Origin of the sequence: Prevotella sp. 10(H) (assembly GCF_000711235.1) — a bacterium.
Taxonomy (GTDB): domain Bacteria; phylum Bacteroidota; class Bacteroidia; order Bacteroidales; family Dysgonomonadaceae; genus Dysgonomonas.
In genome coordinates this window covers 343309-357883 of record NZ_JOMI01000007.1, presented here as the reverse complement: position 1 = coordinate 357883, position 14575 = coordinate 343309, and the positions used below count along the sequence as shown (strand labels likewise).

General features: G+C 39.4%; 11 protein-coding genes. 5 read left to right on the top strand and 6 right to left on the bottom strand.

What is annotated here, in order from left to right:
* Positions 1–9: 9 nt before the first annotated feature.
* The 6 genes from K348_RS0113005 to K348_RS0112980 form a co-directional block, all read right to left on the bottom strand.
* Positions 10–900 carry a hypothetical protein gene (locus K348_RS0113005; RefSeq protein ID WP_029905386.1) on the bottom strand — a complete coding sequence of 297 codons (891 nt, stop codon included), beginning with the start codon at positions 898–900 and terminating at the stop codon, positions 10–12.
* A complete protein-coding gene (gene ppk1 / locus K348_RS0113000) occupies positions 900–2942 on the bottom strand; it encodes a polyphosphate kinase 1 (RefSeq protein ID WP_029905385.1) in 2043 nt (680 codons plus the stop codon). Before ppk1 ends, K348_RS0113005 begins: the two co-directional genes overlap by 1 nt.
* 151 nt (positions 2943–3093) lie before the next feature.
* Complete coding sequence (lipB, locus tag K348_RS0112995; RefSeq protein ID WP_369793898.1) at positions 3094–3774, bottom strand: lipoyl(octanoyl) transferase LipB; 681 nt, start codon at positions 3772–3774, stop codon at positions 3094–3096.
* Positions 3771–4331: a crossover junction endodeoxyribonuclease RuvC gene (ruvC, locus tag K348_RS0112990; protein WP_029905382.1), complete on the bottom strand. Its 561-nt coding sequence runs from the start codon at positions 4329–4331 to the stop codon at positions 3771–3773. The genes lipB and ruvC overlap by 4 nt, the downstream gene beginning before the upstream one ends.
* Before the next feature lie 2 nt (positions 4332–4333).
* Complete coding sequence (locus K348_RS0112985; protein WP_029905380.1) at positions 4334–4642, bottom strand: DUF4286 family protein; 309 nt, start codon at positions 4640–4642, stop codon at positions 4334–4336.
* Between the two features lie 307 nt (positions 4643–4949).
* Entirely contained in the window at positions 4950–5147 is a 198-nt protein-coding gene (locus K348_RS0112980; RefSeq protein WP_029905378.1) for a hypothetical protein, read from the bottom strand.
* Between the two features lie 126 nt (positions 5148–5273).
* Here K348_RS0112980 and K348_RS18835 point away from each other — a divergent pair, with 126 nt between their 5' ends.
* The 5 genes from K348_RS18835 (at position 5274) to K348_RS0112955 (ending at position 14570) form a co-directional block, all read left to right on the top strand.
* Complete coding sequence (locus K348_RS18835; RefSeq protein WP_156032883.1) at positions 5274–5984, top strand: S24 family peptidase; 711 nt, start codon at positions 5274–5276, stop codon at positions 5982–5984.
* Positions 5985–6162: 178 nt separating this feature from the next.
* Positions 6163–7641, top strand: coding sequence for a hypothetical protein (locus K348_RS0112970; RefSeq protein WP_029905376.1), 1479 nt, complete (start codon positions 6163–6165; stop codon positions 7639–7641).
* A gap of 636 nt (positions 7642–8277) precedes the next feature.
* The gene (locus K348_RS0112965) at positions 8278–11493 is read left to right on the top strand and encodes a TonB-dependent receptor (protein ID WP_197027662.1); all 3216 of its coding nucleotides are present in this window, start codon (positions 8278–8280) and stop codon (positions 11491–11493) included.
* 11 nt (positions 11494–11504) lie between these two features.
* Positions 11505–13409 carry a RagB/SusD family nutrient uptake outer membrane protein gene (locus K348_RS0112960; RefSeq protein ID WP_029905373.1) on the top strand — a complete coding sequence of 635 codons (1905 nt, stop codon included), beginning with the start codon at positions 11505–11507 and terminating at the stop codon, positions 13407–13409.
* A gap of 24 nt (positions 13410–13433) precedes the next feature.
* Complete coding sequence (locus K348_RS0112955) at positions 13434–14570, top strand: SusF/SusE family outer membrane protein (protein ID WP_029905372.1); 1137 nt, start codon at positions 13434–13436, stop codon at positions 14568–14570.
* The last annotated feature ends 5 nt before the right edge of the window (positions 14571–14575 follow it).

The window sequence follows — 14575 nt, the reverse complement described above, 5'->3', positions numbered from 1 at the left end:
TACAGATAATTATCTGTACTTCTCATTATACAGGTGGTGTATAATACCGTCTACCAATCCTATTTTGGGCACATATATTTCTTCTATCCTGCATATCTTACTTATAGAAAGGAATATTTTCAGGGCGGGAATAATAACATCGGCACGATAGGTGTTAAGTTTGAAGTCCTGTATACGCTCTTCATAACTCAAGTCTTTCAGCGTATCATATAAGGTTTTTATTTCGTCATAAGTGAGGAATTCCTTTTCTCTTTTCCCCAACATCTTATGCACCTTATTTATATTGCCTCCCGAAGCAATAATAGCCCGGGGCGCATATTGCCGGCATGTATCTTTCAGCCACGATTCGAAGCGTTCTTCTTCATCCTCTTTTACGGCTTCTACAAGCATGCGCACAGTTCCCATCTGAAAAGAGTTAGAAGTAATCAGTTGCTGATTACCGTATACAACAATCTCCGTACTGCCTCCGCCTACATCCACATATAAATAATTGCGGTCTTTATCCAAAAAGTTATTCAATGCTCCCGCTTCGTATATTATATTGGCTTCTTCCTGTCCGTTGATAATCTCTATTTTTATTCCGCTTTCTTTCTTTATAATATCAGAAATTTCTTTCCCATTTTCTGCATCACGCATAGCACTTGTTGCACAAGCCCTGTAAGCTGTTACGCCGTACGATTTCATGATGTGAGAGAAACCCTGCATAGCTTCTATCAGGCGTTCTTTCTTCTCTTCGCTTATTTCATTTTTGGTAAATACATCTTCACCCAGCCGGATTGGCACGCGCAGGAAAGCGACTTTTTTGAAGTCTGCGCCCGAGGCTGTTGTTTCTATATTGTTGATCAATAATCTTATAGCATTGGAGCCGATATCTATAGCTCCGAAAATATCAGTATTCATTACGTTTCTTTATTCATGTTTTTATAAAAGTCGTATAAGACTATTTGAGAACGGCACGGCGGGTTGTCTCCTTTTTCAACATATTCGTTATTGCCAAAAGTAGTAAGATCGCGGGCTTTTTCGTTATCTGACCATTGAATATCAAAGAAGCCTTTAAGCGTATTTTTTATCTTTTTATCGAGGATCGGAGTTCCAACCTCAACCCTTCTGTCGAGATTGCGCGTCATCCAGTCGGCACTCATTATGTATACCTTCTCATCCCCATTATTATGGAAAACAGCCATGCGCGCATGTTCCAGATATTTGTCTACAATACTGATCACCCTGATATTCTCGCTCAAGCCTTTCAATTGAGGCTGAAGACAACAGGCACCCCTGACAATCAATCGTATTTCAACACCTGCCTGACTTGCTTTATAAAGCAGATTGATCATATCCTCGTCCGTCAGGCTATTGAACTTGGCATATATATATGCTTTTTTCCCATTCTGCGCATTTTTGATTTCCTGTTTAACAAGACTCTCAAATTGATCCCGCATATAATAAGGAGAGATCATCAGTTGCTTAAATGAAAAATGCTTATGTGTACTCAGCAGAAAATCGAAAACCGCCTCTGCATCGGAAACTATTTGCGAATTGGATGTAAAAAGGCCGAAATCACAATAAATCTGCGCTGTGGATTCGTTGAAGTTGCCCGTACCGATATAAGCATAACTTTTGCCTTTACGTTTTACCAGTACTACTTTGCTATGTACTTTCAATCCGTTTGCACCATGTATGACTTTTATGCCTTCCTTTTGAAGCAGTTCGGAATATTCAACATTCTGCTCCTCATCGAATCGGGCAAGCAATTCCATCAGCACAACAACTTTCTTTCCGTTTTTAGCGGCATTGATCAGGGTATTTATCACTTTTGAACGTTCAGCAACCCTGTAGAGAGTAATGTAAATACTTTCTACTTTCGGGTCTATTGCCGCTTCGCGAAGAAAATCGATAAAGTGATTGAATGTATGATAAGGGTAATTAAGCAGAATATCCTTTCTGTTAATTACCTTCAAAATACTTGAAAACGGTTTTATATCGGGATGCTGCAAAGATTCCGGACTTTTACTTTCCAAAGCAGGCTTAACCTTCGGAAACTTCATCAGGTCGCGCATCAAGTGATATCTTCCTCCGGCATCCAGACCTTCTCTATTTTTGAGTTTCAGCTTCGATGAAATTATATCCAGCAGGTCGTCAGGCATTTCCCTGTCGTAAATAAGACGTACAGGCTGTCCGTGCAATCGGTTCTGCAAGCCGTCCTCCATTTTTTCAATCAGGCTTTTCGATATATCGTCATCCAGTGTGAGCTGTGCATCCCGCATCAGTTTGAAAGTATAAGCCGAAATATTCTTATAATTGAACATAAAGAATATTTCGTCCAGACAAAGACGGATAACATCATCCAAAAAAATGATATCGTTCCTGTCCTTTGCCGAAGGGAGAACAATAAATCGCGGGCAAGAACTGCTCACAGGTATCTGTATAATAGCATAGCGGGGATTTTTACAATGCTTGCCGGAACTCATCTTTATAGCATGATAAATATTATTATCCTGCAAAAAAGGCATCCGGGTCGTTTTCTTCAAAATAAGCGGAACAAGGCGCGGACTTACAATCGTAGAGAAATATTCGTGACAAAATTGTTTCTGCCTCCTGTTTAGCTGCCTTTCATTTATAACATGGATTCCGTGCTTTTCCATTTCGCAGAGGATATTACCATAAGTCTCAATAAACTTTTTCTGAGCTTCATATACACCGGAATTGACAAGCGGCAATAGTTCCTTACCGGTATATCCGCCTGAAAATCGTGGTTGCCTCTTCCCTCTTATCTTGCTCAGGCGCACAATATTGGCCACCCGCACCTTGATAAATTCGTCCTGATTATTAGAGAAAATACCTAAAAAGCGGAGCCTTTGCATAAGAGGTACGCTCTTGTCTTGCGCCTCCTGCAACACCCTTTCATTGAAAGTAAGCCAACTTAAATCCCTGTTGTTTATCATTTATAATACCGATCTCTTTATTTGGCAGTTTATATTTATGCTACCGCATCAATTATATTCATAAAGTTATATTATTTAACTAACAAACTTATACACTGCAGGGTTTATAAATAGTTCATAATTTGTAGTTCTTGCTAATAATGTCTTTTATTTATACAAATTTTTCAGTAAATATCTCTTCGAATAAAATTTTTACTTTACCCTTCACTTCTTCCATATCTATTTTATACCCAAGCTCTTTTTCCATCGATGTTACCCCCTTATCTATAAATCCGCATGGATTGATAAGTGAGAAAAAAGATAAATCGGTATTAACATTCAGAGCAAATCCGTGCATAGTTACAAAACGGCTGCTACGTACTCCTATGGCAGCAATCTTACGGGTTTTTGATGGTATGGTTGTATCAAGCCAAACACCGGCTACACCATCGAGCCTCTCGGCAAGAATATTATAATCGGCGAGAAGGCGTATAATTATTTCCTCTAGATTGAAAATGTATTGTCGCAAACCTATACCAAAAAAATCCAAATCAAATATTGGATAACCGACAAGTTGTCCCGGACCATGATATGTTATATCTCCTCCCCTGTCGATCTGGAAAAGCGATACTCCTTTTTCTTTAAGATAGGTTTCCTGAAAAAGTAAATTTTCTTGTTTGCCATGTTTACCTATAGTAATCGTATGAGGATGCTCACAGAAAAGAAGATGATTTTGTGGCGGAATCCCTTTATCTTTCGCAGTTATAGCCTGTGCGAACAGATGCTGCTGATAATTCCATGATGTGCCGTATTCAACAATTTCAAGGTCTTCGTAGATCATAAAGTTTTCTATTTTTTTACTTTTCCGGGATTTTTATGGATGTAATCTTTCCAACTTGTAATTTTTTTATCCTGAGTGGGATTGTTTGTTTGAAAATAATGGCAAACTGCGGCTGCCAATCCATCGGTAGCATCCATCTGAGGAAGCATGTTTTCGTTCGGTATTTTCAGAAAGTTCTGTAACATATAGGCAACCTGCTCTTTCGCTGCCCTTCCATTTCCGGTAATCGACATTTTTATTTTCAACGGAGCATATTCAAAAATGGGAATATCGCGCGACAATGCCGCAGCCATTGCTACACCTTGCGCACGACCGAGTTTGAGCATACTTTGCACATTCTTTCCGAAAAAGGGAGCTTCAATAGCTAGTTCGTCGGGCAGAAACTCATCGATAAGGCTTATGATTCGTTCGAAAATACGCCGCAACTTCAGATAATGGTCATCATACTTGCTTAACTGCAGCACACCCATAGCCATGAGTTCCGGCTTATTGTTCACTACCCGCAGAACACCGTATCCCATTATCTGTGTACCGGGGTCGATCCCCAAAATGATGCGTTCTTTTTCTATCATTACAGTGCTATTTCTTCCATCAATGTGACAAATCCCAGCGCTTTATTCCCAAATCGTTCGGTTAATTCTTTTTGCAACGCCAATCCCTCTGTTTCGAACCAATGATTGAGTGTATCGATATTTTTCACCCTGAACTGGAGAGAATAACTGCTGCCATTTTCTTCGTGTTGCGGATGAATACGGGCAAAACGTGGATCGTGCAGGAAACCGCTTCCGGCTGCCCGTGGAATATGTATCTCTTTCATGTAGCTGATGTATTCATTACACACATTATCCTCTACATGAAAGGTAGTATTAAAAATTATCATCTGGCAAATAAATTGTTTATATAGCAAAAGTACGAAAAGTTTAACAGAGCTGTGCAAAAAATAAAAACCGGACAAAGAATTTTGTCCGGTTTTGCTCTACTAATTGTAACTGTAAGTTTATGCATCGACTAGCAAATAGTTGGAGAGAATATATTAACAACACGTACTTTCAGCGTATTATGAGATAATCCATAAAGCGAAGTAAGACGATTAAAAGACAGATTATCCCACGCTTCATCCGTATATAATGCTTATTGCCCAATGAACCTTCCTGACGGTCTCCTGCTGTAGTCTTTCTTCACGATTCTTATCTATGGACAATTTCTCCACCCCATTTTATTATGGCTACCTGCTTGATCCTCTCATAGGTACTGCCTTTTCCGGATTTCAAAGCATTTGTAACCGTATTTACATGAATACCCAATGTAAGTGCAACTTCCTTTTTCCAACCGTGTGGCAGGAAATCCGGCAGTCTGTTTTTTTGTACAATAGTAGTTTTTGCCATATATATTTAATCTAAAAATTTATATCTTTATGGCTTTGTGAATATTCACAAATGCAAATATACACATTTGCGAATAAATTGCAAATTAAAAGAAAGGAAATATTCACATTTGAGAACAATTATTTTATGTCCGTTAACCAGAGAATTCAGGAAATAATAGATAAAATGTATTTCGGCAATAAAAGAGCTTTCTCGAAAGCCGCAGGTATTTCCGCCAGTGTAACCGAAAACATTGTTGGTACAAGACATACAAAACCATCTTTCGATATTACAAGCAAAATCATATCCTCATTTGAGAATATCAATTCCGAATGGCTGTTAACTGGACAAGGCAATATGTTGAAATCGGAAATTCCATCACCCGTACAAAATGAAAACGTCAGCGAAGACCGGGCCGGATATCATAAGCCGTCGGGCATGTTAGCCAAACCCTTTTTCGACTCGCCTCTCTCATTGACAAAAAGCTTCACTTCAGCCATCAAAAACGATAATATACGAACCATCATAATACCTTTCATCGACAATTACGATTTTTCGTTACGCAACTCGGGCGACAGCATGCTAAACGAAAGCAATCCCAGAAAAAGCATCAAGGATCAGGATATAGTTGCCTGCAAATTTTGGAAAGACAAATCACATATCCGTTGGGGTGAAGTATATGCCCTGAGCACCAAAAACGGATACATCATAAAGAAATTGATGCCTTCCGGCATAGACGACAAAGTCAAATGTGTTTCTTACAACGAAAAAGAAGGCTATGAATCTTTTGACTTACCCCTATCGGAGATTCTTGAATGGGCGATTGTGACAGGTGTGATATCTATAAATGCATGGTAATCTCCTGCTGAAATTACTTATCATTTTATAAAACTACAATTCCGGCATACGTATCTTTTGCCACTATACTGCACTCGCAAAGGTTTAACATTGTTAAATACCTCCTTTGCAATTGCATATAAATATATATTCTATACATTTGAAATAAATACTATGAAAGCCCAAACATCCGCAACCTATGTCGAAAATAAATTCACTGATACTGCTTGTGAAGTCTCTGTCGAAATCGGAGAAAAAAGCGATTTACACCCGTTCTCAGCTAAATAGTGCCCAGAAAGAATATATTACACTGCTAAAGCTGATAGACAAACATAATATAAATGATGTGGATGAACTTTCTAAACGTTTGACAAAAGAACATCCTAAGGCATTCTTTCCGGCAACAACATCTTACCTGTACAATTTCATACTGAAAACTCTTGTAGATATCAAGCAGAATCAGGATGCAACATATAACTTATATAATAATATATCTGCTGCCAATATTCTGTATGAAAGGAATCTTTATTCCGATTATCGGGAAATGCTCGAAAAACTTATAATCAAAGCAAAAGAAATTGAAAATTATAATCTGCTCCTGATCTTGGAAAGAATGGAACTGAGCTTTTTCCTGAAAGAAGGATTCAACGGAATTTCGGAGAAAGAGATTTTGGACAAGCAGCATAAAATAAATGAAACAATAAAAGTTATCCGTCAGATAAACGAGCAGTCTACTTTATACGAACTGCTAAGGTTTTATCTGGAGTATAAACCGGTTACAAACAACATGTCGTCGCGCCAGCTATTCAACGATTTGGTTGTAAGCGAGATGAGCCTCGTATCCAATTTAAAGCACGATGTCTTCGAAATAAATAAATTGCACCAACTGTTTCAGGCACATTATCTTATCAGCACAGGCGACTATAAATCGGCTCTGAATTGTTTTATAGAATTAAACAGCATGTTTGAACGCAATCAGAAATTATGGAATAATCCGCCGATATACTATATGCTGGTACTGGAAGGCGTGCTCGAAAGTCTCCGAGGCATTCGTAAATATGACAAGATACCCTACTTTCTGGATAAGCTCAAGCATCTGACCGGGTATTCAATTTATTTTCAGGCCGAAATACAATGCATCGATTTTGTATATAGCATTGTTCCTTATACGGATATAGAAGACTATAAGAAAGGGCTGGATATTATAGGAGAGCACCGGGATTTCCTTTTCAACAAAAGAGGATTATTAACCCCGCAAAGGGATCTGCAACTATCTTTGATTATTGCCACCGTATATTTAATGACCGGAAATATCCATCTCGCTAAAAAGCAATTATCTCATATCATCTGTACCGATACATATGAAAACATCTGGCTATTCAGGCCGATACAGCTGATCAATCTGCTGATATATTATGAGTTGAACGATTTTGAATTCGTCACTTCGTCGATACGTGCCATAAAAAGACAAAACAAGATAAAAAATAAAAAATCCAATGTGGAGAAAATACTTTTTCAGTTTCTAAATACAGATTTATTCCTTTTATCAAAAACAAAAAAAGAAACACTCTACAAAAAATTTGAAAATGAACTGGAGAATATGGAATGTATAGAGGATGACAACATGCTTTTGTTAAAATTCAACTTTCCGAAGTGGATTTTGTCACATATTAATTAATTTAGAATTCTATAAGAATACAATAAATAAGCAGTTATTAAACAGTATTCGAAAGCAATAGCACCATAAACTTCAATTTTATAATTTTATTATTCATTCATTTTTTGTTTTGTTTTATTTTTTGATAAATATATCTTCACATTACAATATGATGAAATATCGAAATGTCCCTCTCTTAGTGAGAACCTAACGCTTTTTAAACCTAATGTAATTTAAAACCAGAAATTATCTTAAATCTATTAATTGAGACTGATTAAAAACTTATCACATTTTTAAATAATCCATTATATCGGTTGTAGTCCGGCTTCGACTTAAATCGACTGATAACCGGAGTTTCAATTCACAGTAACCTCTTCTACCCCGGGAAGAGGCTGAAAAAAATATATTAAAAGACTAACAGGTGTAACAAGACAAAATTGTTGCGCAGGAATATTTATTGCCCGAACCGACCGGATAGATTACAGATACGAAAAACAACTATATATACCATGAAAGAAAAAACAACGATCTAACACGCAATGCCTATGAAAAATTTTCAATTCCGAAAGACATCAGATAATCCAATATCAAAGATATTATCTGCTACCTCCTAAAAACAGAATAACGACGATGTAATTATTAAATCTTTACAACTGTATGATGAAAACAAAATGTTTCTGTAAGAAAAACACGAATATTAGAAAAACGTGCAGGATATGGCGTCTTATCGCTCTGTTCCTTTTTATTGCCGGCGTTTCTAATGCAAATGAAGCCTTTATAGATAAAGGTGAGAAAATCCAATCCTCGGATAATTCCGATATAAATACCCCCACTCCGGAAACTCTGAGCGCTAATGAACTATACAACGACCTGCAATCGTCTAAAAAGAAAAGAATCTCCGGAACAATTAAAGATGAAAAAGGAGAACCCCTTATTGGAGTAACGATTGCCGTAAAAGGAACGACAACCGGTGTAGTCACGAACTTCGACGGTATGTTTGTTATCGATGTACCCGAAGATGCAACACTTTCATTCTCATATGTCGGTTTTGTGAAACAAGAAATAAAGGTAGGCAAAGACGAGATTATTAATGTGACAATGGAAGAAGACACCAATTCCCTCAAAGAAGTGGTTGTGGTAGGGTTCGGTACACAAAAGAAAGAATCTATTGTGGGTTCAATAACTACAGTGCAGCCGGAAAAACTGCGCGTCAGTTCGTCCCGTTCCGTTAGTAATGCCCTTGCCGGACAGATATCCGGTATAATCGGTGTACAACGTTCGGGTGAACCGGGATATGATAATTCCAGTTTCTGGATCAGAGGTATAAGTACGTTTGCCGGAAACCGTTCTCCGCTCGTATTAGTAGACGGTATTGAACGCTCACTGAATAACATAGAACCTCAGGAAATAGAATCGTTCTCCGTCCTGAAAGATGCTGCTGCCAGTGCCGTTTACGGTGTAAGAGGTGCAAACGGTGTTATCCTCATTAATACTAAACGCGGAAAGATCGGTAAACCGACAGTGATGGTCAGAACCGAATATGCAATCACACAACCTGTAAGACTGCCCGAATATCTCGGAGCAGCCGATTATCTGCAACTAATGGATGATATCCGTGTCGACAATGGCGGCAGCGCTATATACGGCGACAGGATAAATAAAACAAGAACAGGCTGGGACCCCGAATTATATCCGGATGTAGACTGGATGGACGCAATTACCAAAGACAATGCATCTAATTTCAGAACGACAGTCGATATTTCGGGAGGTAGCGAAAAACTGCGTTATTCATTTGTTGCAGCTTTCTACAATGAAAGCGGGATATTGGAAAGAGATAAATCGAATGACTGGGATTCTTCTATCAAACTACAGCGTTACAACGTGCGTTCCAATGTCGATCTCGATCTCACATCCACTACCCTCCTCCGTTTCAACATCGGCGGATATATGCAGGATCGCAACTATCCACCTGAGAGTATAGATAATATATTCTCCGAAGCATTTGTTAACCCTCCGTTCGTACATCCTACAAGATACTCCACAGGTGAAATACCGCGCGTAATGGAACGTACCAACCCTTGGGCACTGGCCACTCAACGCGGATATGAAAGAGGAAGCCAAAGCAAGATAGAATCATTATTCTCTATCGAACAGGACTTAAAGATGTTGTTACCGGGATTGAGAATTAAAGGAGTATTTTCATTCGACAGATATTCCACTACTTCGGTAAAACGGGATAAAACACCATATTATCACAATCCGGCAACAGGCCGCGATGATGACGGCAACCTCATCTTAACCCTCTTATCAGGTGAAGGGCAAGATTTTCTTCAATATAGTAAAGGTGCAGAATGGGGAGACAAGAGTACATACCTGGAAGGTAATGTTTCCTACTCTCAGACATTCGATAAGCATGCTGTGGATGCGATGTTTATGTACAACCAACGTCATTACGACAACGGAGACAAACTACCTTTCCGCAATCAGGGTATAGCTGGGCGCCTTTCTTATATTTTCAATTCCCGCTATGTAGGCGAATTCAATTTCGGATATAATGGCTCTGAAAACTTTGCAAAAGGCAAACGCTACGGATTCTTTCCATCCGTAGCCGTGGGATGGATCATTTCCGAAGAATCGTTTATGTCGTCCATCAGCAAAACCATGAATAAACTGAAGCTAAGAGGCTCGATAGGTAAAGCCGGAAATGACCGTCTGGACGGACGCCGTTTTGCTTATCTGACTACCATCGGCGGTTATGCAAATGCATACACATGGGGATATAACAAAGAATGGGTACGTAACGGCCGTCAGGAAGGCGATATCGGTGTACCGACCATGACATGGGAAACCGTTACTAAAACCAACTTGGGGCTTGAAGTAGGCCTATGGAACAACATGATAGATTTGCAGGTAGATGTATTTAAAGAAAAACGTAAGGATATCTTTATGCAAAGACGTTCTTTACCTGCCACAGTCGGTATTCCTGTTCAGCCGTGGGATAATTACGGAAAAGTAGATAACAAAGGAATAGATATCAGCCTGAATTTTAATAAAAGTATAACAAAAGACCTGTTCATTTCATTTTTGGGAACATTCACTTATGCTAAGAACAAAATTATAGAAACTGACGAACCGTTTACCGTTATAGGCACCAACCGGTCTACAACAAACCGCCCTGTCGGCCAGACTTTCGGTTTGATAGCAGAAGGATTGTTTATTGACGATGACTTTGCAGATATAGAAAACGGAGTTCTCAAAGACGGTATACCGCGCCACACTTTCTCGGCCACACTTCGTCCGGGTGACATAAAATACAAGGATGTAAATAATGACGGAATAATCGATGCTAACGATAATACGGCTATAGGCGGAACATTCGACCCCGAAATAGTATATGGTTTCGGACTGAATCTGAAATATAAAAATCTCGATTTCGGATTCCTCTTTCAGGGTAACGGCCGCACGTACCGGATTATCGGACAAGGCAGCAGTTATTTCATACCAGGATCGGGGAACGGAGCTCTCGGAAATATATTCGACAATGTAAATGACCGCTGGACTACCGGCAATCCTTCACAGGACGTATTCTATCCGAGATTGCAAATGGGATACAATGCCAACAACAGTCAGGCTTCATCGTGGTGGTTAAGAAATATGAGCATGCTCAGGATGAGAAATATCGAACTGGGATATACATTGCCGCGCCATATTGCAAATAGTGCGTTCCTTAATAATGCAAGATTCTTTGTAAGGGGTAATAACCTCCTTACATTCTCCAAATTTAAGTTATGGGATCCTGAAATAGATACTTCTACAGGTGCTAAATACCCGATGATGAAAACTTTCTCATTCGGATTTGAGATTAACTTCTAAACAAAACAACTATGAATACAAAAATATTTAGATATATCATATTAAGTCTCGGGCTTATTTATTTCAGTTCTTGTTCCGACTTTCTGGATAAAGACCCGGATGATGAACTGACTCTGGAAATGGTATTCGGTGACAAAACCCGAACCGAAGAATGGCTTGCAAATGTATATAATCAGGTAGAAGACCCATATTCACTCTATGACAGAGTTGAAGCCATGGGCGACGACTATGTGGTAAATCCGGGATGGGAACAGTTCGGCATCTCTATTATTTCATATCAGACAGGCAACTGGAATCCATCCAGCAGCTGGAATCCTAATTACTGGAATATATTACCGCAAAAAATACGCGCAGCGCATATTTTCATACAGAATGCAAAGCCAAATGCGGCACAGCTATTTACCTTGAAAGAGGTGAATTATATGAAAGCCGAAGCTAAATTTCTTATAGCTTACTATCATTATCTTCTCCTCAGATATTACGGTGCTATTCCTATTCTCGACAAGATAACCGATATCTACGGCCCGGCAGAAGAAATAATGGTAGGACAGGTAACTTTCGATCAGGCTGTTGAATGGATCAATCAACAGCTGATAGATGCTGCAAAAGAACTTCCTCCGATGTATGAAGAAACGACTAAATACGGGCGGGCAACATCTATTATGTGCCACGCTATCAGAGCAAGATTATTACTATTTGCAGCCAGTCCTTTGGTTAATGGAAATCAGGATCCTATGTATGCAAACTTTACCAATAGTAAAGGTGAGAAAGTATTCGATTCGGAATTTAAATTATCCAAATGGGAAAAGGCCGTAACAGCATATGAAGATCTTCTAAAGATGGCTTTGGACAACGGACACAAACTATATTACGAATATTTGAGTGATGGCAGCATCGACCCGTTCATGTCGTACCAGAATGTATTTTTCAAAAAATTCAATGACGGCAACAAAGAAATCCTGTTTGCCCGTGCCGAAAGCATCCATTCCCTATATGAATATGTTACTCAGCCCCGAGGTACAGGCGGAACAGGTGCTGTCGGTGTAAGCCAGTTGCTTGTCGATGATTTCTTCATGTCTAACGGATTAAGGCCGATATTAGGATACAATGCCAATGGCTCACCTATTATAAATTCAGCTTCGGGCTATATCGAAAAAGGTTTTTCTACAAGCAACGAATACCGGGATACCAAATGGGCGGAATCGAAAGGTGATCCTAATGCTGATAATAATCCGGTGACGCTTGCCGGTACATACAATATGTATTGCAATAGAGAAGCGCGTTTCTATGTATCTGTTCTGTATAATGGATGCTGGTACAGAAGGGAAGGACGCGAAACACAGTTTTATAAAGATTCTCCTGACGGAGGGCCTACACATGACTCACCTTGTAACGGCTATCTGGCACGTAAGAAAGTACATCCCGATTGCGATCCGCGAAATAAGGTAAGCCCTTACCGCCCTGCTATTCTGGTACGATTGGCGGAAGTTTACCTGAGCCTTGCTGAAGCATTGAATGAAGTAAGTTATTCCGAGAAAGCTATCGAATATGTAAACCTGATAAGAGAGAGGGCCGGACTTCCACAGTATGGCAATGGTGAAGGCGAAATACCCGCCCCAAAAGATCAGGATGAACTGCGCGAAGCTATCCGCATAGAACGCAGAATTGAATTGTGTTGCGAATCGGCACTGCGCTTCGATGACATCCGTCGTTGGAAAACCGCAGATAAAATACTCAATAATAATTTCTGGGGAATGAATGCCAATGGAAAAGAAAAAAGCGATGACGACAATAACCCTGACGCATTCTTTGTAAGGAAAATCTACCAGAAGCGAATGTTCAAAAGCTACTGGATGCCGGTACCTCAGAGCGATACTGATAAAAATTCTAACTTGAGACAATTACCGGGTTGGTAAATAACAAACTAAAAAACGCAGAATATGAAAATCATATATAAAATATTTCCGGTACTTGCCGTTATGCTGCTAACAAACATATTTGTTGCATGTGACGATGATGACGATAATGGAACAGGTTTGGGAGATAATCCGCTGGTAATAGAGTCATCAGCAAGTGACATTATACTCACCGCTGAAAAAGCCAATGAAACTGCTGTCACTTTTACTTGGAACACAGGTAATGACAGAGGAGAGGGTACAACGTTAACCTACAATTTCAAGATGGATATAGCGGATAATAACTTTCAGTCATCTATTCCAAAGGAAAAAATGGGCGAAGGTGTATTTACAAAAAGCTATACTCATGAAGAACTCAATGACATGTTGCTCGATCGGTGGAAAATAAAAGCAGGAGAAGCGACAGGTATGGAAGCAAAAATTATTGCTGACGTGAATAATTCTTCAATATATCTTAAACCAGAAGTCGCTGTGGTTCCCTTTACAGTGAAAACTTATGTGACACCGCCTAAGCCGTTGTATCTTGTAGGTTCGGCAACAACTGCAGGTATGGATCCGGCAAAGGGAGTACTGATAGACGAAACGATAAATGGACGCCTCTACAGTTGGAAAGGTAATCTGAAAAAAGGGGAATTTAAACTGATACAGTCGCAGGATAATATGCTGCCCTCTTTCAATAAAGGAGATGGAGAATTTGACATTGTAGAACGGGTAGATGAATCAGAGCCGGACAATATGTTCCCTGTTGAAAAAGACGGCCTTTACGGTATGTACTTTAGCAGGAAAGATATGACGTTTATATACAAATATATGCCGTATGAAAATGTCCTTATGGTGGGTAGTTGTACTCCGGCAGGCTGGACAATAACAAATTCTACACCTATGGACTGGAGCCCTTCCGCACCTACTCTCTTTACATATACAGGATGGCTGTATGCAGGAGAGATAAAACTTCCTTTGGTAAAATCGGATGGTAGTTGGGAGATACCTTACCTGATGCCTCCTGTAAATGGCACAACAATAACAGGCGAGTGGCAGGAAATGATGTATGTACCTGAAGGAAACCCTGACAACAAATGGGTTATTCCGTCCGATCAGGCCGGTAATTACATCCTTACGGTAGATACAGAAGCGATGAAGATTAAATTTGAAAAACAGTAACAGAT